Origin of the sequence: Hoyosella sp. YIM 151337 (assembly GCF_026041215.1) — a bacterium.
In the GTDB taxonomy this organism is placed as follows: Bacteria; Actinomycetota; Actinomycetes; order Mycobacteriales; family Mycobacteriaceae; genus Hoyosella.
Map to the genome: position 1 here is coordinate 477686 of NZ_JAPEIQ010000006.1, position 20499 is coordinate 498184.

Below are 20499 nucleotides of genomic sequence, written 5' to 3' on the forward strand. Positions count from 1 at the left end.
GTACATGCAAGAACACCGTTACGACGTGATCATCGTCGGCGCTGGTGGCGCCGGGATGCGTGCCGCTATCGAAGCCGGCCCCCGCGTCCGCACCGCCGTGTTGACGAAGCTCTACCCCACCCGGTCTCACACCGGTGCAGCACAGGGCGGCATGTGCGCAGCACTTGCCAACGTGGAAGAGGACAACTGGGAGTGGCACACCTTTGACACTGTCAAAGGTGGCGATTACCTCGTCGACCAGGATGCTGCCGAAGTGATGGCGAAAGAAGCCATCGACGCGGTCCTCGATCTCGAGAAGATGGGGCTTCCGTTCAACCGGACACCGGAAGGCCGGATCGACCAGCGCCGGTTCGGCGGGCACACCCGTGACCACGGCAAGGCTCCCGTCCGCCGCGCATGCTACGCAGCCGACCGTACCGGCCACATGATCCTCCAGACGCTATACCAAAACTGCGTGAAGCATGGTGTGGAGTTCTTCAACGAGTTCTACGTTCTGGATCTCTGCCTCACGGAAACACCAGACGGACTCGCGGCGACGGGCGTGATCGCGTACGAACTCGCGACGGGCGAAATCCACGTTTTCCACGCAAAGTCCATTGTCTTCGCCACGGGTGGCTCTGGCCGCATGTACAAGACGACGTCCAACGCGCACACCCTCACCGGTGACGGCATGGCGATCGTCTTCCGCAAGGGCCTCCCCCTCGAGGACATGGAGTTCCACCAGTTCCACCCGACCGGCCTCGCGGGCCTGGGCATCCTCATTTCGGAGGCCGTGCGCGGTGAGGGCGGCATCCTCCGCAATGCGGACGGTGAGCGCTTCATGGAACGGTACGCACCCACCATCAAGGACCTTGCGCCTCGCGACATCGTGGCCCGGTCGATGGTGCTCGAGGTCCTCGAAGGCCGCGGTGCTGGCCCGAACAAGGACTATGTCTACATCGACGTCACTCACCTCGGTGAGGACGTTCTCGAAGAGAAACTCCCCGATATCACCGAGTTCTCCCGCACCTATCTGGGCGTGGACCCAGTGAAGGAACTGGTACCAGTTTTCCCGACCTGCCACTACGTCATGGGCGGTATCCCCACTCGCATCAGTGGCGAGGTTCTGGCCAATAACGACGAGATCGTCAAAGGTCTGTACGCGGCCGGTGAATGTGCGTGTGTTTCTGTGCATGGCGCCAACCGGCTTGGCACGAACTCGCTGCTCGACATCAACGTGTTCGGCCGCCGCGCCGGCATCGCCGCTGCCGAGCATGCGCAGCGTGCGGATTTCGAGCCGCTGCCTGAAACTCCCGCAAAGATGGTGCAGGACTGGATGGCCAGCATGCTTTCCGGTGACGGCAACGAGCGTGTCGCGGATATCCGCATCGCCCTGCAGGAGACGATGGATCGCAATGCATCCGTGTTCCGCACCGAGGAAACGCTCAAGCAGGCGCTCAAAGACATTCATACGCTGAAGGAGCGCTACGGCCGAGTCCAGGTCCACGACAAGGGCAAGCGCTACAACAGTGACCTCCTCGAGGCAGTTGAACTCGGCTTCCTGCTTGAACTAGCGGAGGTGACGGTGGCGGGCGCCCTGAACCGCAAGGAGTCCCGCGGTGGTCACGCGCGTGAGGACTATCCCGATCGTGACGACGTGAACTACCTGCGCCACACCATGGCGTACAAGGACGTCCCGCAGGATGGCCAGCCACCGCTGATCGCTGACATCAAACTGGACTACAAGCCAGTGACCTTCACCCGCTACGAGCCGATGGAGCGTAAGTACTGATGACCGCGACTGTTGCAGCTGAAAAAAGCGAGCGGGACCTGCCTCCCGTACCTGAGGGCGCGGTGATGGTGACCCTTCGGATCCGCCGGTTCAACCCTGATGACCCGGACGCACAAGGCTTCCAGGACTTTGACGTTCCTGCGCTGCCATCCGACCGGTTGCTGAACCTCCTGCACTACGTGAAGTGGTACCTCGATGGCACGCTGTCGTTCCGCCGCTCCTGCGCGCACGGCATTTGTGGCTCCGATGCCATGCGCATTAATGGCGTCAACCGCCTCGCGTGCAAGATCCTGATGAAGGACCTCCTGCCTAAGGACGGCAAGCAAGTCACGATCACCGTCGAGCCCATCCGTGGTTTGCCGGTCGAAAAGGACCTGATCGTCAACATGGAGCCCTTCTTCGACTCTTTCCGTGCGATCAGGCCATTCTTGATCACCTACGGTCAGGAGCCGACTCGCGAACGGATCCAATCACAGTCGGATCGCGCCCGTTTCGATGACACCACCAAGTGCATCCTCTGCGCATGCTGCACCACCTCGTGCCCAGTGTTCTGGCATGACGGCACGTACTACGGGCCAGCTACCATCGTCAACGCGCACCGGTTCATCTTTGACAGCCGTGACGAAGGGGCCGCTGAGCGTCTCGAAATCCTGAACGACATGGACGGAGTGTGGCGCTGCCGCACGACATTCAACTGCACTGAGGCCTGCCCGCGCGGAATCCAGGTCACAAAAGCAATCCAAGAGGTCAAACGCGCGCTGCTCTTCGCGCGCTGACCTGCCATCACGTTTGTGGGCGTCCTTCCAGGAAGGACGCCCACAGTGCGTTGGGCAACAAATCGACGGTGTGCAAAGTGTCACCGCGAACGGTGTCGGTCAATTCACGGACGCCGCGTAAAATAGTCCGAATGCCGGACATGACATCGTCGCACGGACCTGGGCCCATCGACCCGGACATCTGGCGAAGGGCGCAACGGGCGGTAGCTACTCGCAGCACAAGCGCGGAAGACTGCCGCACACTGCTGGAGATGCTGGGGATTCAGGGTCCACCCGATTTTTCCGGGGCCCACTACCCTCCCGGTCTGCCCGGCTGAGCGGTTGTGCTCACCCCACCTTGCGTGGCTGGATGCGCGTCAGCGCTGGCAGCACGTAGGTGGCTAACAACGGCGCGAGCGGCAAGTCCGTAGCGCGGTCCAGGCTTACCCAGCGCAGCTCCCCTATCTCGGCGCCGCGCTGCGGCTCTATTGCCCGCTCGCAGACGAATACCGTCGCGTCGATCAATCGACCGGCTTCGTTCGCGGCCGGGGCCATCCAGCGCGCGAAGAAACGAAGTGCGTCATCTCCAAGTGCCACATTGAGTTCTTCTTGGCACTCTCGTACGGCTGTCGCATAAATCGATTCAGCGGGCTCCGGTTTGCCGCCGGGCAGCATAAAAAGAGCAGTGCCGCGTTTGCGGACGAGCAGGATGTGCTCCCGGCTAAGGAAGCACACACCGGCCACAGTGATCGGTTTGGTCACTTTCAGGTACCTGCCGTGATGTTCGCACTTCGAGGGTCGCGGTGCCATGGTGTGGCACCGGATCGAGGCTACCTACCTGATCAACAGCCCGAAACAGTGTGTCATCAAGTGCGATCAACGCAACAACAGACACGCGCGGGTTACAGCCGGCTAACTGGTTATCGAATCTGGGTGCACCGCTACGAGACGTGCTTGACGATCAATGCAGCAAACAACCGCGACACGTTCCCGGTTGCCAGGTGCTGTGCACAAAAGGAGCTTTCATGCGTCCAAGGACCGCAACTCGCGTTCGGCGCGCCGCTATACTCGCCGCCGCGTCGAGCGTCACCCTTGCCGGAACGGTCGCGTTCGCGGCCAGTTCCGAAGCAGCAGCTTTCGAGAGCTGGCATGCGCAAAGCGAAACGTCGGTAGTCATGACAGTTGCGCCCCAGTCCGGCGCGACGGTGAACTAATACTTATCGGGGAACGTTGTAGGGAGTGGCAATCTGAATCGGGCTCGTCCGTGCCGGAATGCCTTCTAGCGCACCGCGAGCCTTGAGCAAAAGGCGGCAAGCGTGGCGCACATCGTCGTGTAGATCGTGGTGAATGACGGCGGAGATCCTTCCCGCGCGGAGCAGTGCCACATTGTCATCGTCGAGGTCGTGTGCGACGAACGCATCGCAGTGTCGCCCGCATTCATCGAACGCATCGAGCAGCGCATGGTTACCTCCACCGATCGAATACGCAGCCACAATGGAAGGGTCGCTGCGCAGCGCTGCGACAGCACGGCGCCGGACTGTGTCGTCCAGGCCGTCCGTGTCGGGTATGTCGACGAGGTTGCGCTGTGGACTCAGTGCACGCATCGTCGCGCGGAATCCGCCCTCGCGTTCCTCCTCATTTCGAAAGTAGTCCTGGGTGAGGCTGATGAGTACGTTCCCGGGCGTGCGCCGCAGCCACTGCGCTAACAGGTACGCTGCCGTCGATCCCGCGGCCCTGTCGTCCATTCCTACATACCCAGTGCGGGCGCTGCGCGGCACGTCGGCGAACATCGTGACGACCGGGATCTTCGACGCGTGCAACTCGTCTATGGCGGCCACGATCTCCGGGACGTCTGGAGCCTTCAAAAGAACCCCATGCGATCCGCGCTGAGCGATCTTTTCGAGCGTGGGCGTCAGCGCCCCGGGCGGCCCAGTCTCGCGGTGATGGAAGCGGCACCGGACCACCGCCGGCTGCAGCGCGGGAATTTCGGATTCCAGCGCCTGCCGGACTTCAGAAACAAATCGGTCAGGTGCATGCATCACCACGTCAAAGAAGAATTTTCTGCCTTCGAGGCGCAGCTGGGTGCGCTGACGATCCAGGTCGGCGATCGCCTGGTGCACCTCCATACGTGTCGTCTCGCGGACACCGGGCCGTTCATGAAGCACACGGTCGACAGTTGCTTCACTTAAGCCGCTTTGCTGGGCGATTTCCCGAATTTTGTGGCGGTGCATCGTCAGCCGTCCTGAGGTCTTTTTGATGGTTATTTGAGGTTGATTGCGATCCTAGTCACAGCAAGACTAGACCCAGGCGCGCACAGACCTCGCTCATTCCGAAGAAAGAAACGTTGAACATGGCCTTCTCACCCTCCACATCGCCGGTGGCCGCAGCACCACGCCGCCCCGCCGCCGACCGCGTCGCAGGTGCACCCATTTCCTGGGGTGTCTGCGAAGTGCCCGGATGGGGCTTTCAATTGACTCCCGCACGCGTTCTGGGCGAAATGAGTAGCCTTGGCATCGCGGCCACCGAATTTGGGCCTGCCGACTTCTTGCCAGAAGACCCCGCGGCGCGTGCCGAGATACTGCGCACGTACAAACTCGCCGCGGTGGGCGGTTTCGCGCCGCTCGTGTTGCACGACCCCCACCATGACCCGCAGCCTGAGGTGACACGAATCCTCGACTGGTTCACCGCAGCGGGCGCGACCGTACTTGTGCTCGCGGCAGCAACCGGGACCGACGGCTATGACTCGCGGCCCGAACTCGACACAGCCGGATGGACTGCGCTGCTGACAAACCTCGACCGGCTCGCCGAGTACGCCGCGGGCCGAGGTGTCCTGGCAGTGCTGCACCCACACGTTGGGACGATGGTTGAAACCGCTGCCGAGGTTGAACGCGTACTGTCTGGCTCATCCATCTCGTTGTGCCTGGATACTGGCCATCTACTCATCGGCGGCTGCGACCCGGTGGCGCTTACCCACACAGCAACCGACCGCATCGCGCACGTGCACCTGAAAGACGTCGACCAGACTCTCGCTCGCCAGGTCCATGCCGGGGAGATTTCCTTCACCGACGGTGTGCGCAAAGGCATGTTCCGCCCACTCGGCGCAGGCGACATCGACATTGCCGGTGTGATTACGACGCTCGAGAATCACGGCTTCAACGGCTGGTATGTCCTCGAACAGGACATGATTCTCGACCGCGAACCCGAGGACGCAGGGCCGCTCGCAGATGCGCGCGCTTCCGTAGAGTTCCTGCACGGCGTGTTCGCGGCGCTGCAGTAACGCTGTGGCCGCATACTCAGCTCGCCGCAGGGTAGGCCACCTCCATGACGGACCAACGACCTCTGGCACTTATCACAGGAGCGTCGAGCGGAATCGGGCTCGCGCTTGCGCGGCACTTCGGGCGACGCGGATACGACCTTGTCGTCACCGCTGACGATCAGCAGATCAGCCATGCCGCGCAGGAACTGGCCGAGACGGGGGCAGACGTACAGAGCACGCAACTGGACCTGCGCCACCCCGACTCGGTCGACGAGTTGTACTCCGTGATTGCGGCGACCAACCGACCCCTTCACGCAGCGGCGCTGAACGCTGGCGTGGGACAGAGCGGGGCATTCCTCGACACCGATTTGCAGGACGATCTCGGCATCATCGACCTGAATGTGCGTTCCACCGTGCACCTCGCGAAACTTGTTCTGCGTGACATGGCGGCGACGGGCCACGGCAAGGTGCTCGTGACATCGTCGGTGGCGGCCCATATGCCCGGGCCTTACCAGCCGATTTACAACGCTTCCAAGGCCTTCCTGCAGTCGTTTTGCGAGGCAGTCGCCACCGAGATGGAAGACCTCGCCCAGGCAAGCATCACGGTGACAGCTCTGCTGCCGGGACCCACAGACACCGAGTTCTTCGAACGAGCTGATCTCACCGACACTCGGCTCGGGCAAATGAACAAGGACGACCCGGCATTGGTCGCTGAACAAGCTTTCGACGCCCTGATGAGTGGGAAACGCAACGCCTTCGCCGGCTCGCTCAAATCACGAGCCATGGGCGCGGCCGCTCGGGCAACTCCCGACCGTGCCGCGTCTCAATTCCACCGGAAGCTCGCGGAACCAGGGTCCGGCACCAGCGACTAGCAGACCGCATTGCGGGCAGGCACTCCTCACCAGGGCCAAGTGTGAACGGGCGTGCCCTCGCGCATGTGCTCAGTGTATTCAGCGAGCATCTGCGCCAGCGCTTCTTTGCGGGTTTTCCCCTCCACCTCAAGCCGCGCGACGGTGGCTCGCTGCCAGCCGGCACCGTTCCGGCGGGACAGGCAGCGCTCCTCGATGATGCCGAGGTACCGATCGCGCACCTCAGATGAGGCGCCGTAATCCGCCAAACCCTGGTCGGCGAGGGGAAGCAACCAGCGCAGCGCGAGTTCATCGGGTCCGACATCACCGAATGCCGGCCAGTAAAACCGGGCATCCATACCGTGCTGGGCAGCAGCTTTCAGGTTCGACGCCGCCGCTCCGAACGACATCTGGCTCCACAACGGACGATCGGCGTTGGCGAGGGCATGGACCGTACCGTAATAAAACGCCGCATTCGCCATGGTGTCGACAACGGTTGGCCCGCCCGGTAGCACGCGGTTCTCGACGCGCATTTGCGGATCGCCATCGACGACCGCATACACCGGCCGATTCCAGCGGTAGATCGTGCCGTTATGCATTGACAGTTCCGCGAGCTTTGGCGTCCCGCCACGGTCAAGGACCGCGAGCGGGTCCTCATCGTCGACTTCCGGAAGGAGCGCCGGAAAGTACCTGGCGTTCTCATCGAATAGATCGAAAATCGACGTGATCCAACGCTCACCAAACCACACTCGTGGCCGGACGCCCTGGTTCTTCAGCTCCAGCGATCTCGTATCGATCGCCTGCTCGAAGACCGGGATGCGGCTCTCATGCCACAGCGCCGTCTGGGCGAGAAATGGTGAGTTAGCACCAAGCGCGACCTGCACCCCCGCGATGCACTGGGCCGCATTCCAGTAGCTGGCGAACATGTCCGGGTCCACGGCGAGGTGTAGCTGCACCGATGTGCATGCGGCTTCCGGCAGCACGGATGTGCAGTCGATACGCAGGCGTTCCGGCCGTCCATCGAGACCAGTCCCACTGATATCGATCTCAATGTCTTCCCCGCGGGCGGCGAAAATCTGATCGTTGAGCAATGCATATCGCGGGTTGTCGGTAATCCACGCGGCGTCGAAATGTTCCGTTTGCAGGGTGGGAAGCATGCCGATGAGCACGAGGCGTGCGTCATGTTTCGCAGCCACCTCATCCGCGTGCTCGAGCGAGTCGCGAAGCCGGGATTCGACCTGCGCGATCGAGTCACCGGAAAGGGCGGCGGGCGCAACATTCAGTTCGATGTTGAACCTGCCCAACTCGGTTTGGTAGTCGGTGTCGGCGATGGCTTCGAGCACGGTGTCGTTCGCTTTCGCGGGCTCCATCATGTCACCGACAAGATTGAGTTCAACTTCCATGCCGAGCAGCGGAACGGCGCGCATCCGGTTGAAAGCTCCGTCATGCAGCATCCGTTCGAGCGCTTCGGTGCAGGCGTGTACCTTGCGCCGGAAAAGGCGCCGGTCTTCATGAGTGAACCTGATCGATGAGACCTCAGCTCCCATAGCCACTCCACTCACTAGCGTCAGCGTTCGAGTTCATACCAGTGCTTTCCCCGACCATAGCGGGACACACCTTATGGTGGCAGGTAATCCCGCATGGTCCGGGACCTCAGCGCGCAGCTGACGGATAACGAGTATGAGGAGGCAGGACAATCCGAGTTCGCACCGCCACAGGAGCACTGCTGGCTACAGCCCTCGCCGGAGGCACCCTTGCGGGATGCGGGGCCGACAATGCCGCAGAGCCGCCGCACGTGCATGAGGGTGACGGCCCCGCTGTTGTGCACGTCAGCAACATGCACTACACACCCGAAACGTTGGTCATCGACGCCGGAACAACAGTCGAGTGGGTCTTCGACGACGGGCCGATCGCACACAACGTCGTCGGTGTGAGCGAAAACTCCCCGCCCGATTTCGCGAGCCCGATGATCGCCCAAGACACCTGGTCGTATACGTTCGAATCCCCCGGTGAGTACGAGTACATCTGCTCTGAGCATCCGCAGAAGACCGGCGTCATCGTCGTCGAAGAACCGTGACTGCGTAAAATGGCGAATTGTGGATAAAGGCGACATTGCACCCGACTTCAAGCTGGCCGATCAGAACGGCGAGTATCGGTCGCTGACTGACCTACTCGCAGACGGCCCAGTCGTGCTGTTCTTCTATCCGGCCGCCAACACACCAGTATGCACGGCAGAGGCATGCCACTTCCGCGACCTCGGTGCCGAGTTCGCGGCGCTGGGAGCGACCCGTATCGGCATCAGCACCGACTCCGTGGAGACACAGGCCGGGTTCGCGTCGGCCCGCAGCTTGGACTACCCGCTGCTCTCGGACCCGGATGGCGCGGTGGCCAGTACCTTCGGTGTGAAGCGAGGACTGCTGGGGCGACTCGCACCGGTGAAGCGGAAAACATTCGTGATCGACACCAGCCGCACGATTCTTGATGTGATCTCGGGCGAACTCAGCGCGAACGTCCACGCCGACAAAGCTCTCGAGGTGTTGCGTTCGCGCTGAGCAGCGTCTACCTGCGCCCGTACAGCGCTTCGATATCGTGCTCGTGTTCTTTCGTGACCACGGAACGCTTGAGTTTCATTGACGGGGTGAGCTGACCGTCTTCCACCGTCCAATCGACGGGCAGGATGCGGAACTTGCGGACCGATTCGGCCTTCGACACTGCCAGGTTGCCCTCGTCAACGGCACTCTGTACAGCAGCTACCAGGTCCGGATCAGCGATTATCTCCGTCAGGGTGCCGGGCTTGGCATGCTTCTCCTGCCACGGAATCAGCGCCTCCACATCGAGAGTGACGAGCGCACCGACAAACGGCTCGTTGTCACCGACGACCATCACCTGACTCACCAGTGGGTGCGCACGAATGCGGTCCTCGATGACAGCGGGCGCCACGTTCTTTCCACCCGCGGTCACGATGATCTCTTTCTTGCGCCCAGTGATCGACAGGTAACCGTGCGCGTCGATGTGGCCGATGTCGCCGGTATGGAACCAGCCTTCGCTGTCAATCGCGTCGGAAGTCGCATCTTCGTTGCGCCAGTATCCGCCGAACACCATCGGTCCCTGCGCGAGCACCTCGCCGTCGTCGGCGATGCGCAGCGAGACGCCCGGAACCGGCAGCCCCACCGTGCCCATCCGGGTCTGGTGCGGCAGATTGACGGTGATCGCAGCTGTCGTCTCAGTGAGCCCATACCCTTCGAGGACGGTGAGGCCGATACCGCGGTAGAAGTGGCCGAGCCTGCTGCCCAGTGCGGAGCCTCCGGAAATCGCATGGGTTGCTCTGCCGCCGAGCGTCTTCCGCAGCTTGCGGTAGACGAGCGCGTTGTACAGCGCGCGCCTGCTGCGCAGCCGCAGCGGGATCTGGCCGCGGTCTATGGCCTCGCTGTACGCGATTGCGGTGTCGACAGCCCGCATGAAGATAGCGCCCTTACCGGCGGCATCCGCCTTCTGGACAGCCCCGTTATACACCTTCTCGAAAACCCGCGGCACCGCCAGAATGAAACTCGGCCGGAAGCTTGCGAGATCGTCAAGCAGTGTGCGGATATCGGCGCTGTGTCCCATGGTGACGCGCTGGTACACACACCCGAGCTGAATGACACGCGCAAATACGTGCGCGAGAGGCAGGAACAGTAGTGTCGAACACCCCTGTCGCGCGAAGATCCCGTCGAGTTGCCGAGTGACGTTCGCTACCTCTGCCAGGAAGTTCGCATGTGTGAGGGTACAGCCCTTGGGCCGGCCTGTCGTTCCAGACGTATAAATAAGCGTGGCAAGCGATTCCGCGCTGAGTGATGCGCGGCGCGCCTCGACAGCGGTATCTGGAACGGACGAGCCTCGGCTGTCCAGTACGACCATCCCTTCAGCCGCTGCAACAGTCTCACCCTCGATCTGGAACACGTGCTGAAGGCTCGGCAGCTGCCCAGCCAGCTCCACTACGGCCGCTGCGTGATCCGGAGTCTCGGTGACGATTGCAGCCGCGCGGGAGTCGGACAGAATCCAGTGGATCTGTTCCGGGGAGGATGTCTCGTAGATCGGGACGGTGATCGCTCCCGCGCTCCAGATAGCGAAGTCGAGTAGCGTCCACTCGTAGCGCGTGCGGGAGAGGATCGCGACCCGATCACCCGGACTGATTCCACTCGCGATCAGCCCTCTCGCGAGCGAGTTCACTTCGCTGAGGAACCGCGCCGCCGTCACGTCGTGCCAGGCCGTGTCGACTTTGCGCCGGAACACAACCGCGTTCGGGTCCTCCGAGGCGTTACGCACGATCATGTCGGTCAGGTTTTCACTGTCGTTGACGTGTACGCGCGCCGGTGCTGTCAGCTCACGCATGCGGGCTCCTTGTGGGATGAAGTGATCAATTCGATTGCCGCCTTGAGTTCGGCGAGTGTCGGGTTGGTGTGGAAGCGCAACGCACCGATTTCGTCGGCCTGGCGCAGAAAATCAGTGAGTGCCGCCCACGTGGTCGTGCGCGCGTTGCGGCCGGTGAGGACTCCCAGGTGACCACCTGGAGCAACCTCGAATCGAACGTATCGAGATGCGGGCAGGAGGGTGGTGAGCCGTTCGACGGCGCGCCGGGGCGCGATCGCGTCCCCGCTGCCTGCGACAACCATGACGGGCACGCGGATGCGGGCGAAATCAATGCAGCGGCCAGCCACGTCGAGATGCCCGTGGATCAGGCTGTTCTTGCGGAATAGCAGGTGATAGAGCTGCGCGAAGGTCCGGCCCGGATACGCGGTCATATGGTCGGTGAAGGCATCAACAGCTTCAAGCTGGGCCAGGAAGTCCCGGTCGTCAAGTTTGCACAGCATCGCGAACGGTTTGGTGACGTTCTTCGAGAGACTGCTGAGCTGGAAAGCTCTCTTGACCAGTGGCTTTGGAGCACCACCGAGGGTTCGGGCTACCTGGGTCAGGATTCGGCCGCGAGTGGCGGCGACGACCGGTCGCATCGGCCTGACCAGCGGGACGGCGGCGAAGTCCACCGGGCTGGCGATCGGCGTTATCGAGGCGATCGGAAGGCTCGGCACATCCGCAGCCGTGAGCAGGCAGAACACACCACCTAAGCTCCAGCTGACGAGGTGGACTGGGGCGCCGCCCGCGTCTTTGCTCACCGCCCGTATCGCCTGCGGGAGGACGTTATGGATCCAGTGCTCGATCCCGAGCTTGCGTTCGCTGAACCCGATCTGGCCGTAGTCGACGATGTAGGTGCGTCGGCCTGACTGAACGAGGTGCTCTGCGAGGCTGCAGCCGCGGCGCAGATCGAAACACGTGTCCGGCACGGCGAGCGGTGGAATGAGCAGCACGGGCCCGTGATCGGTTTCCGGCTCCTGGGTGAGACCCATTGCAGGCAGGTAGCGATACACGCTGCGCTGTGGTCCAGCATCGATGAGCACCCGGGGCAGCGGGCGAAGGTCGGCGAGCCCGTGGTAGAGGAGCTTCGCGCTGAGGTTTGCTGCCGCGACGGGTAACCGGGCCGGTGTGACGGGCAGTGGCATCTGAAGTGTCATGAGTTTTCCTGTTTTACGCGCAGCGCCCAGTCAGCGTGTGGGCTGGGATTCGCGGCCAGTGAAGTGCTCCATCGTCTTGTAGACACCGAGCACGCGACCCGCAACAAAGTCGCGGACGGAGGTGGGCAGGATGCCCTTGAAAACCTCGCTGAGCAGCACCGTCTTAGGCAGGATGACGAACGGCGCACCCTTCTTCATCTGCTTCCAGACCTCATCGACCACGGTCTCCGGAGCGAGGATCGGCAGCAGCGGCGCAGCTTTAGCCCCGTCGAACATGCCGGTGCTGATGTAGTACGGGCACACGGTGGTGACCTTCACATGGCTGTGGCCAGCCTGTTCGAGTTCGAGCCGCACGGAGTCCGACCAGCCGACAGCGGCCCATTTGGACCCACAATAGGACGCCATGCGCGGATTAGCGGTGAGCCCGGCGGCCGATGCAACGTTGATGACACGGCATTCACCACCGGCGGCGATCATGCCGGGCAGGAACTCACGCGCGACGAGCATGGGCGCGACGGCGTTGATTTTCATTGTGAAGACGGTGTCCTTGGTGTTGTCCGTCTCCCAGAAATACGAGTTGCCCCTTACCACACCGGCGTTGTTGAACAGGATCTCGATATCGCCCACTTCGGTGCGGACACGCTCGGCAGCTTCTTCGATCGCGTCTTGGCGTGACACGTCGACAACGTACGTGTGCACCCTTACCGCACTGGCACTGCCCTTGCGCAGTTCACGGGCGGTCTCTTCGAGGGCGGCTTCGTTGATGTCCCAAAGCACGATGTCAGCTGCCTGTTCAGCGGCGGCGAGCTGCGCGTACAGCTTGCCCATGCCCATGGCTGCACCCGTGATCAGCACCTTCTTGTTTTCAACCGTTTTCATTGTTCTGTGTCCTTGGTAGTTGGTATGACGGGGAGCGTGATCACCAGTGGATTCCGGGAAGCAGGCGCATCATGGTTTTCGCCGCGCGGGAGAGCGGCTGATCCTGGACCAGGATCGAAGCTTTGGCGAGCATCTGCCCGCTGCGGCTGAGCCCTGGATCGCGCTGCGCGGCTGCGCCGTTCGCCTCCGCAGCTGCGGATTCGCCCTTCGCGGCGAGTGAGTCAGGGAAAACCTTGTATGCCTGGTGCAGAATTTTGTCGACGAGCCCGGGGGCGAGAGTGTAGGCGAGTTCACCGAATGTCCCGATCGGGGTACCGATCTCCTTGGGGCGCTTCACCAGCGCACGCAACACCATATCCGCGGCCTCCTCTGGGGAGAGCGTGGGGAACGCGTCGTACATGGAGGTTGGCGCGATCATGGGGGTGCGAACGAGTGGCATATGCACGGTGGTGAAGCTGACGCCGTCACCGACGACCTCGCTGGCGACAACGCGGCTGAACGCGTCCAGCGCGGCCTTCGATGCCACATATGCGGAGAACCGCGGCGGGTTTGTCTGCACTCCGATCGACGAAATGTTGACGATGTGACCAAACCCGTTTTCGGCCATATGCGGCATCAGCCGAAGCACAAGGCGAACCGCGGCGAAGTAATTGAGCGACATCGTGCGCTCGAAGTCGTGGAAACGGTCGTAGGAGAGGGCGATGGAGCGCCTGATCGAGCGGCCGGCATTGTTGACGAGCATGTCGACGTGCCCGTGGTTCGCAACGAGGAGGTCAACGAGCGCATCAACGGAGTCATTGTCTGTGACGTCGCAGGAGTACGTGAAGACGCGCCCAGCACTGGCTTCGTTCAGCGCCTCGATATCAGCCTTGACCGCGTCGAGTTTGTCGAGGCTGCGAGCCACGAGAATGACCGTGCCGCCGGCCTCAGCAACCTTAACCGCGGTAGCCGCACCGATCCCCGACGAACCTCCAGTGATCACGACGTTTCGGCCAGCGAGCGGCCGGGGCGCGGTGCCGATGGCGGCGACGGCGCCGCGTGCCACGGATGTGACTGCCGCAAGCTGGCCAGGCTGTGGGAGTGCGGCTTTGTCGACGAGTGCGGTGATTGCAGCCAGAGGGGCGGCGAGGGCAAGGGGTGCCATGGAAATTCTCCCGTGAGATGCAGAGCAGGACATGAGACTGGGGCCACAGTGCCCCGTGCAGAAGATCAGCTTCACTGGTACTGCTTCGTACCATTACGCATCACAGTATGGTACGCGACAGTACCGAAGCGCAAGTGATGGTGGACACAATCTGCAGATCAGTAAAGAACGCCCAGTTGGGAGCGGGCAGGCAGCCTCAAACACGCACTGCTGAGCATTGGTACGATCGAATACCGGAAGGTCGCAGAGGAGGCCCACCAGTGTCTGCCGATAGCCACGAAAGCGCCCCCAGCGCCGCACCACGAGCCCGGCTTCTCCGCGCGTTCACCGAGTCCGTCGCCACCAAAGGGTATGCGGGCACGACCATCGCCGACGTCGTCGCGCTTGCCCACGTCTCGCGCCGCACCTTCTATGAGCATTTCGGCGACAAAGAGGCTGCGTTGCTCGCGAGCCACAAAGAGTTCAGTGAGAATGTCATCACCACGGTTCGCGACGCCTCCGAGATCGGCGAGACGACACAGGAGCGCATCGCCTCGACGATCGCCGCGCTGCTGAAGATCCTTAGCGACCAGCCCGCCGTTACGAAGACCCATTTCGTCGAGACACTCGGCGCCGGCCCGGAGGCGCGCGAGGCGCGCAGGTCGATGCAGCGCAGTTTCGTCGCCCTTCTGATCAGCCTCGCCGAGCGGGCAAAAAGACGTAATGCCGCGGTTCGCGACCTGACCCCGGAAATGGCCACGGCTATCACCGGAGGGCTCACCGAACTAATTGTGCAAGCCGCTGAAGAGGAACGACTCGCCGATTTACATCGCCTCGAGACCACAATGGTCGAACTCGTGTCAGGCGCCTTTTTTAGGCAACCGGAGTGATCGAGAAGGGCGCGCCGGGCACGGTCCGCGCGGTAGGGTCATAGAGGCTGGCACAGGTCCATTGCGGACGGAGGTCCCGCCATGACTGAACATCCACCGATCGTCATCGTTGGCGCCGGCCTTGCGGGCGCCAAGACCGCTGAAGCCCTTCGTGACCTGGACTATCCAGGCCGCGTTGTGCTCATCGGCGCTGAAGAACACCTTCCGTACGACCGCCCGCCTTTGTCTAAGGGCTATGTGATGGGCAAGAAGACGCGCACGGACATTACGCTGTTGCCGCCCCAGTGGTACCGGGACCACCACGTCGATGTACTTCTGGGCACCGAGATCAGCGCGATTGATAGGGACGCAAAACAGGTCCTGCTTCCTGACACATCAGCCATCGAGTATTCGCGCCTCGTTCTCGCCACCGGGTCGGCACCACGGCGGTTGACCGTGCCAGGCGCGGATGCTGATGGCGTGTTCTACCTCCGGACCGTCGATCAGTCCGATGCGCTGATCGACCTGCTGCGCGGCGGCGGCCGTCTCGCCATCATTGGCGCAGGCTGGATTGGTCTGGAGATCGCCGCCGCAGCGCGCAGCCAGGACCTTACCGTAAGCGTCGTGGAAACAGCACCGGTGCCGCTGTTAGGCGCTCTCGGTCCCGAAATGGGTTCAGTCTTCGCCGAAATCCACCGTGAGCACGGCGTTGACCTGCACCTAGGCTCCGGCGTCGAAGAGATCACGACGACTGCCGGCACAGCAAACGGTGTACGACTGTCCAGCGGTGACAGCTTGCCGGCCGACGCGGTACTCGTCGCGGTGGGCGCACAGCCCAATGTTGCGCTTGCCCGAGAGGCGGGATTGGCGGTTAACGCGGGCGTCCTCGTCGATGAAACACTTGTGACGTCGGACCCAGACATCGTCGCGGTCGGTGACATCGCTGATCACCAGCATCCGCTACTGCAACGCCGCATCCGCGTCGAACACTGGGCCAATGCGCTCAACCAGCCCAGAGCGGCGGCCAGCACCTTGATGGGCAAGCCGGCCCCCTACGACAACCTGCCGTACTTCTTCACCGACCAGTACGACCTCGGCATGGAATACGTTGGGTTCGCTCCCCAGAAGGAGTACGCACGTGTGGTGGTCCGGGGCGACGTCGCGCGTCATGAGTTCGTGGCCTTCTGGCTCGACAGTGCGGACCGGGTGCTCGCGGGCATGAACGTCAACGTGTGGGATGTCACCGACGCGGTAAAGACGCTGATCAGGTCAGGCCGATCTGTTGACGCACAGCGCCTCGCAGATCAGGATGTGCCGATCGACCAGGCGTGATCCACGGAGCTCACACCGCCGGAGGGAAGACGAACGCCCGGCCGTGGTGCTGGCCGGGCGTCGTGGCATGGAGTCTGAAGCCGTCTTACGCGGCGTCCTCGACGGGAAGGATCGCGACTGTGCTCAGCTCGACGGTGCGGGTTCCATCAACGCCAGAGATCCGCGCCTCCGTGAAGTGAACGTCATCGCTGTCGTCCAGCGGTTCCGCATTGTCGAGCACGATCACAACCGGCTTGCTGATCGTGACACCCTCGGCGCAGGTCGGCTCGCAGGTGTTGACCTGCTCGACTCCCGTACCAACAGCGATGCCATCGTTCCACACGAGCCAGGTGATGAAGTTGACCGCGTCGTTCCCGTCAGCCGGGCTGAGCAGGATCGCCTCAGGCTCGATCTGGGTGTCACCCTGCGCGTCGAGGACGACGGCGGGGACCACCTCGGGTGCGTTCTTGATAACGGCCGCACCGGCCACTCCTGTCACCCCAAGTGCCAGCGCCGCAGCAGCTGGTACCACCATGGCAAGGTTACGTGTCTTCAACTGTCTCCCTTTCCTTCCGCCCCCGATTCTGTTCGAATCGCTAAGCCCTGTTCGGCCGCCAGCGCCCAGCCGGGCACAGCATGAGAATCGGGGGATGTGACACCAGTGTTTCACTGCGACAGCTGTTAATTAATGTGATTACGCGCACGGAAAACCGCAAAACATGCTCTGATCAGCGCTTTTACATAGGGACCGGGAGGGGAACTGTTACGGGTTCTTTATCTCACGGCAGCACTTGATCGGTGTAGATATTGCGGAACACCCGGCTCGGGTCGAGCTCGTCGCGCAACCGGACGAAATCATCGAACCGCGGATATAGGGCTCCCAGCTCCGGCGACGCGAGCGTGTGCAACTTGCCCCAGTGCGGCCGGCCTCCTGCCGCACGCGCTATCGCTTCGAATTCGCGAAAGTATTCCAGGTATGGCATGCCCTCGAATTGATGGACCGCGACGTAGGCCGTCTCGCGGTCGTACGACGGCGAAAGCCAGATCTCATCCGACGCGGAGAAGCGCACCTCCACCGGAAACGCAACCGGCGTCGCGAGCCGCCCATACAGCGACCGGAGAGCAGTGAGGACCTCCGCTAGGGCACCTCGCGGGATCGCGTATTCCGATTCCACCATCCGCACTTTGCGCGGCGTCGCGAATACCCGGTATGACCAGTCTCTATACGCGCGCGCAGACAGCACCGCGTCGGCAATTCGCCCGGCGGGCTTTACCGAGGCTGGCACCGTGCGGCCAAGCCGGCACAAAGCGGCGAACGCCCGGTTTTCAATGAGTTCATAGCTCAGGAACTCAGCGGCCCAGGACAGCGGCGCGGGCTCATCGGCGGTTCGGTTATTCCGTTTCACCAGTGCCTTGCAGCCGTAAGGGAACATGAAGAACTCGAAGTGATCGTTGGCATCCGCAGCCTGCTGCATCGTATCCAGCACCTGCTCGATGGGTTCCGGCTGTTCATTCGCAGCGAGTACGAAGCGCGGAACGCAGCGCAGCGTGACTGTACTGATCACACCGAGCGCGCCCAGACTCACGCGCGCGGCAGCAAACAGATCCGGCTTCTCCTCCGCGCTGCACCGCACCACACTGCCGTCCGGTTGCACCAGTTCCAGCGCCAGGACCTGTGTCGCCAAATTTCCCAGCCGGGCCCCGGTGCCGTGTGTGCCAGTCGAGATCGCGCCCGCCACCGTTTGCGTGTCAATATCGCCAAGGTTCTCGAGCGCGAGGCCCAGTGTGTGCAGTGCCGCGTTCAGGTCGCGCAGGAGGGTCCCTGCTTTTACCGTGACAGCGCGCCGCGTGAGGTCGATGTCGCTGAAGCCGCTCAGCGCAGAGAGGTCGAGAGCCCAGCCGTTCGTCGCGGCTGCGGGCGTGAAGGAATGCCCGCTGCCCCACGCGCGGATCGTCTGTTCTGCCTCCGCCGCCTTGCGGACCATCCCGCACAGCTCGTCAGTCGAGCGCGGTCGCAGTACCCGAGCCGGATATGCGGTGACCGTGCGGGACCAGTTCTGCCATTGCGTTGTCACGTGTGTACGGTAACGAATTGTGAGCCCTCGCTTCCTACGATCCATCTGCGGGTGTCAACGAAAATGGCCTCAATCGGGGTGTTTTCGATGACCTCCGCAGATGAATTCGGGCTCCGGCAGGCGTACGAAACCGCTACCCGCAACCTCGATCCCCCGTTCGCCATCGTTGACATCGACGCATTTGACGCGAACCTCGAGGACCTGACCCGGCGGGCCGACAGCATGCCGATCCGGGTCGCCAGCAAGTCGGTACGGTGCCGTACCCTCCTCACACGCGCGCTCGCGCATCGAGGACTGCGCGGCATCCTCGCGTACTCACTGCGCGAGGCGCTGTGGCTGCACGGACACAGCATGAGCGAGGACATCGTCGTCGCTTACCCCACTGTGGACCGCGCCGCTCTCGAACGGCTCGCCGCCGATGACGCAGCGCGTGCCCATATCACCCTCATGGCCGATTCCTCGGAACACCTCGATTTCATAGCCAGCGTGCTGCGTCCCGGTCATCCCGCGATCCGGCTATGCCTGGAGATCGACGTTTCCTACCGGCCCGTCGCCGGGGTTCACCTCGGCGCGCGGCGTTCACCGGTCTTCAGCCCTGGCAGCGCGGCTCGGCTCGCAGCCGAGATCAGCTCACGCAACGGTTTCACGCTGGTCGGGGTCATGGGCTATGAGGGCCACATTGCGGGCGTCGGTGACAAAGACGGAGGTCTCGCTTCCCTCGCTGTGCGCACGATGCAGAAGTTGTCCGCCCAGGAACTGGCAGCGCGCCGCGCTGAAGCTGTTGAACGTATTCGCGCGTTTGCTGACCTCGAGTTTGTCAACGGCGGCGGCACCGGGAGCATCGAGACCACTCGGCGAGATCCCTCAGTCACCGAAATCGCAGCAGGCTCGGGACTCATGGGGCCCACGCTATTCGATCACTACACGCGCTTCAGTCCACAACCCGCGCTCTTCTTCGCACTGCCCGTCGTCCGCAAACCGCGTGCGGATATCGCAACGCTCTTCGCGGGCGGGTACGTCGCATCTGGCCCGGCGGAGAAGTCGCGCCTTCCCACACCCTGGCTGCCAGAGGGCCTGAAACTCAGCAGTCTGGAAGGCGCAGGTGAGGTCCAGACGCCGGTGTTCGGCTCCGATTCGCTGCGCCTCGGGGATCGTGTGTGGATGCGCCATGCCAAAGCCGGTGAGCTTGCAGAACGGTTCAGCGAATACCACCTGGTGCACAGCACAACGGCTGCGCTGCGGCGCACGGTCCCCACGTATCGTGGCGAGGGTGTCTGCTGGGGCTGATCGGCCCGTGATCGAATAGCGTCGTGAACAGTGTGCCGAATATGACTGCGCCGTCGAGTGCCCATCCCATCAGCGTGTACGAGGCGATCCGTCGCCGTCGCGACGTCCGCGCGGAGTTCACCGGCGACCCCGTGCCCGATCCGGTGTTACACCGGATCCTTACCGCCGCCCATCAGGCGCCGAGCGTGGGCAATACGCAACCGTGGGACTTCGTCATCATCCAGGCCCCCGACCGATTGGCGGAGTTCGCGCAGCACGTAGCAGAACGGCGCGCGAGGTTCGCAGCCTCGCTGCCACCGCAGCGGCGCGAGACCTTCACCCCCATCAAGATCGAGGGCATCCGCGAAAGCGGCACCGGCATTGTGGTGACGTACAACCCGAAACGCGGTGGCCCGAATGTCTTGGGCCGGCACACCGTTGAGGACACTGGGCTGTTCTCGGCTGTCCTGGCTATCCAGAACCTGTGGCTCGCAGCGGTCGCGGAAGGAATCGGCATCGGCTGGGTCTCGTTCTACGACGAGGGGTTCTTGGCACGTTTCATCGGTGCTGAAGCGCCTGTCCGTCCGATCGCATGGCTATGCGCCGGGCCCGTGACCCAATTACAGGAGACTCCCGACCTCGAACGCTTCGGCTGGCGGGCCCGGCGCCCAGTCTCAGACGCGATCCACCGCGAATACTTGCGTTGACGTTGTGCGGCGAAACGGAAAGATTTGTGACTCATGTCACGCCATCGACCATGCGGCGGCATACTGTGGGAATCCGGCATTCGGGACCCTGAA

The 20499-nt window shown here is 62.8% G+C and carries 20 protein-coding genes; 11 read left to right on the plus strand and 9 right to left on the minus strand.

The window, feature by feature from the left end:
• Nucleotides 1-4: 4 nt before the first annotated feature.
• Both sdhA and ONR57_RS03710 read left to right on the plus strand, forming a co-directional pair.
• A complete protein-coding gene (gene sdhA / locus ONR57_RS03705; RefSeq protein ID WP_265121555.1) occupies nucleotides 5-1771 on the plus strand; it encodes a succinate dehydrogenase flavoprotein subunit in 1767 nt (588 codons plus the stop codon).
• Nucleotides 1771-2547, plus strand: coding sequence for a succinate dehydrogenase iron-sulfur subunit (locus tag ONR57_RS03710; RefSeq protein WP_265121556.1), 777 nt, complete (start codon nucleotides 1771-1773; stop codon nucleotides 2545-2547). The genes sdhA and ONR57_RS03710 overlap by 1 nt, the downstream gene beginning before the upstream one ends.
• Before the next feature lie 327 nt (nucleotides 2548-2874).
• Here ONR57_RS03710 and ONR57_RS03715 read toward each other — a convergent pair whose 3' ends face one another.
• On the minus strand, nucleotides 2875-3288 hold the full coding sequence (locus ONR57_RS03715) for an NUDIX domain-containing protein (protein WP_265121557.1): 414 nt from the start codon (nucleotides 3286-3288) through the stop codon (nucleotides 2875-2877).
• Nucleotides 3289-3551: 263 nt separating this feature from the next.
• Here ONR57_RS03715 and ONR57_RS03720 point away from each other — a divergent pair, with 263 nt between their 5' ends.
• Nucleotides 3552-3740 (plus strand): hypothetical protein, encoded by a 189-nt coding sequence (locus ONR57_RS03720; RefSeq protein ID WP_265121558.1) that lies wholly within the window; start codon nucleotides 3552-3554, stop codon nucleotides 3738-3740.
• Between the two features lie 3 nt (nucleotides 3741-3743).
• Here ONR57_RS03720 and ONR57_RS03725 read toward each other — a convergent pair whose 3' ends face one another.
• Nucleotides 3744-4757 (minus strand): LacI family DNA-binding transcriptional regulator, encoded by a 1014-nt coding sequence (locus ONR57_RS03725; protein ID WP_265121559.1) that lies wholly within the window; start codon nucleotides 4755-4757, stop codon nucleotides 3744-3746.
• Between the two features lie 119 nt (nucleotides 4758-4876).
• Between ONR57_RS03725 and ONR57_RS03730 the strand changes: the two genes are divergently transcribed.
• Complete coding sequence (locus tag ONR57_RS03730; RefSeq protein WP_265121560.1) at nucleotides 4877-5803, plus strand: TIM barrel protein; 927 nt, start codon at nucleotides 4877-4879, stop codon at nucleotides 5801-5803.
• Between the two features lie 44 nt (nucleotides 5804-5847).
• Nucleotides 5848-6654, plus strand: a complete 807-nt coding sequence (locus tag ONR57_RS03735) for an SDR family oxidoreductase (protein ID WP_265121561.1) — start codon at nucleotides 5848-5850, stop codon at nucleotides 6652-6654.
• A gap of 26 nt (nucleotides 6655-6680) precedes the next feature.
• On the opposite strand, the gene ONR57_RS03740 is transcribed toward ONR57_RS03735, so the two are convergent.
• Entirely contained in the window at nucleotides 6681-8177 is a 1497-nt protein-coding gene (locus ONR57_RS03740) for a glutamate--cysteine ligase (protein ID WP_265121562.1), read from the minus strand.
• 248 nt (nucleotides 8178-8425) lie between these two features.
• Between ONR57_RS03740 and ONR57_RS03745 the strand changes: the two genes are divergently transcribed.
• Nucleotides 8426-8707: a plastocyanin/azurin family copper-binding protein gene (locus tag ONR57_RS03745; RefSeq protein ID WP_265121563.1), complete on the plus strand. Its 282-nt coding sequence runs from the start codon at nucleotides 8426-8428 to the stop codon at nucleotides 8705-8707.
• Between the two features lie 19 nt (nucleotides 8708-8726).
• On the plus strand, nucleotides 8727-9182 hold the full coding sequence (locus ONR57_RS03750) for a peroxiredoxin (protein WP_265121564.1): 456 nt from the start codon (nucleotides 8727-8729) through the stop codon (nucleotides 9180-9182).
• A 7-nt stretch (nucleotides 9183-9189) separates the two neighbouring features.
• On the opposite strand, the gene ONR57_RS03755 is transcribed toward ONR57_RS03750, so the two are convergent.
• The 4 genes from ONR57_RS03755 to ONR57_RS03770 are packed head-to-tail and all read right to left on the minus strand — an operon-like array spanning nucleotide 9190 to nucleotide 14199.
• Complete coding sequence (locus tag ONR57_RS03755) at nucleotides 9190-11001, minus strand: long-chain fatty acid--CoA ligase (protein ID WP_265121565.1); 1812 nt, start codon at nucleotides 10999-11001, stop codon at nucleotides 9190-9192.
• A complete protein-coding gene (locus ONR57_RS03760) occupies nucleotides 10989-12176 on the minus strand; it encodes an alpha/beta fold hydrolase (protein WP_265121566.1) in 1188 nt (395 codons plus the stop codon). Before ONR57_RS03760 ends, ONR57_RS03755 begins: the two co-directional genes overlap by 13 nt.
• Before the next feature lie 30 nt (nucleotides 12177-12206).
• The gene (locus tag ONR57_RS03765; protein ID WP_265121568.1) at nucleotides 12207-13055 is read right to left on the minus strand and encodes an SDR family NAD(P)-dependent oxidoreductase; all 849 of its coding nucleotides are present in this window, start codon (nucleotides 13053-13055) and stop codon (nucleotides 12207-12209) included.
• A gap of 40 nt (nucleotides 13056-13095) precedes the next feature.
• On the minus strand, nucleotides 13096-14199 hold the full coding sequence (locus ONR57_RS03770; RefSeq protein ID WP_265121569.1) for an SDR family NAD(P)-dependent oxidoreductase: 1104 nt from the start codon (nucleotides 14197-14199) through the stop codon (nucleotides 13096-13098).
• Nucleotides 14200-14459: 260 nt separating this feature from the next.
• On the opposite strand from ONR57_RS03770, the gene ONR57_RS03775 reads away from it, so the two are divergent.
• Together ONR57_RS03775 and ONR57_RS03780 are read left to right on the plus strand one after the other, a co-directional pair.
• A complete protein-coding gene (locus tag ONR57_RS03775) occupies nucleotides 14460-15068 on the plus strand; it encodes a TetR/AcrR family transcriptional regulator (RefSeq protein WP_265121570.1) in 609 nt (202 codons plus the stop codon).
• Nucleotides 15069-15149: 81 nt separating this feature from the next.
• On the plus strand, nucleotides 15150-16379 hold the full coding sequence (locus ONR57_RS03780; protein ID WP_265121571.1) for an NAD(P)/FAD-dependent oxidoreductase: 1230 nt from the start codon (nucleotides 15150-15152) through the stop codon (nucleotides 16377-16379).
• A gap of 85 nt (nucleotides 16380-16464) precedes the next feature.
• Here the strand turns inward: ONR57_RS03780 and ONR57_RS03785 are convergent, their stop codons facing one another.
• Both ONR57_RS03785 and ONR57_RS03790 read right to left on the minus strand, forming a co-directional pair.
• The gene (locus ONR57_RS03785) at nucleotides 16465-16914 is read right to left on the minus strand and encodes a hypothetical protein (protein WP_265121573.1); all 450 of its coding nucleotides are present in this window, start codon (nucleotides 16912-16914) and stop codon (nucleotides 16465-16467) included.
• Between the two features lie 223 nt (nucleotides 16915-17137).
• Nucleotides 17138-18433 carry a D-arabinono-1,4-lactone oxidase gene (locus tag ONR57_RS03790; protein ID WP_265121574.1) on the minus strand — a complete coding sequence of 432 codons (1296 nt, stop codon included), beginning with the start codon at nucleotides 18431-18433 and terminating at the stop codon, nucleotides 17138-17140.
• An 87-nt stretch (nucleotides 18434-18520) separates the two neighbouring features.
• Here ONR57_RS03790 and ONR57_RS03795 point away from each other — a divergent pair, with 87 nt between their 5' ends.
• Both ONR57_RS03795 and bluB read left to right on the plus strand, forming a co-directional pair.
• Nucleotides 18521-19720 carry an amino acid deaminase/aldolase gene (locus ONR57_RS03795; RefSeq protein ID WP_265121575.1) on the plus strand — a complete coding sequence of 400 codons (1200 nt, stop codon included), beginning with the start codon at nucleotides 18521-18523 and terminating at the stop codon, nucleotides 19718-19720.
• A gap of 41 nt (nucleotides 19721-19761) precedes the next feature.
• A complete protein-coding gene (gene bluB / locus ONR57_RS03800; protein ID WP_265121576.1) occupies nucleotides 19762-20406 on the plus strand; it encodes a 5,6-dimethylbenzimidazole synthase in 645 nt (214 codons plus the stop codon).
• Nucleotides 20407-20499: the final 93 nt, after the last annotated feature.

Coding starts and splice junctions, on each gene's coding strand:
- sdhA (WP_265121555.1), top strand. CDS start 5: ATGCAAGAACACCGTTACGACGTGATCATCGTCGGCGCTGGTGGCGCC.
- ONR57_RS03710 (WP_265121556.1), top strand. CDS start 1,771: ATGACCGCGACTGTTGCAGCTGAAAAAAGCGAGCGGGACCTGCCTCCC.
- ONR57_RS03720 (WP_265121558.1), top strand. CDS start 3,552: ATGCGTCCAAGGACCGCAACTCGCGTTCGGCGCGCCGCTATACTCGCC.
- ONR57_RS03725 (WP_265121559.1), bottom strand. CDS start 4,757: ATGCACCGCCACAAAATTCGGGAAATCGCCCAGCAAAGCGGCTTAAGT.
- ONR57_RS03730 (WP_265121560.1), top strand. CDS start 4,877: ATGGCCTTCTCACCCTCCACATCGCCGGTGGCCGCAGCACCACGCCGC.
- ONR57_RS03735 (WP_265121561.1), top strand. CDS start 5,848: ATGACGGACCAACGACCTCTGGCACTTATCACAGGAGCGTCGAGCGGA.
- ONR57_RS03740 (WP_265121562.1), bottom strand. CDS start 8,177: ATGGGAGCTGAGGTCTCATCGATCAGGTTCACTCATGAAGACCGGCGC.
- ONR57_RS03755 (WP_265121565.1), bottom strand. CDS start 11,001: ATGCGTGAGCTGACAGCACCGGCGCGCGTACACGTCAACGACAGTGAA.
- ONR57_RS03760 (WP_265121566.1), bottom strand. CDS start 12,176: ATGACACTTCAGATGCCACTGCCCGTCACACCGGCCCGGTTACCCGTC.
- ONR57_RS03765 (WP_265121568.1), bottom strand. CDS start 13,055: ATGAAAACGGTTGAAAACAAGAAGGTGCTGATCACGGGTGCAGCCATG.
- ONR57_RS03770 (WP_265121569.1), bottom strand. CDS start 14,199: ATGGCACCCCTTGCCCTCGCCGCCCCTCTGGCTGCAATCACCGCACTC.
- ONR57_RS03780 (WP_265121571.1), top strand. CDS start 15,150: ATGACTGAACATCCACCGATCGTCATCGTTGGCGCCGGCCTTGCGGGC.
- ONR57_RS03795 (WP_265121575.1), top strand. CDS start 18,521: ATGACCTCCGCAGATGAATTCGGGCTCCGGCAGGCGTACGAAACCGCT.
- bluB (WP_265121576.1), top strand. CDS start 19,762: ATGACTGCGCCGTCGAGTGCCCATCCCATCAGCGTGTACGAGGCGATC.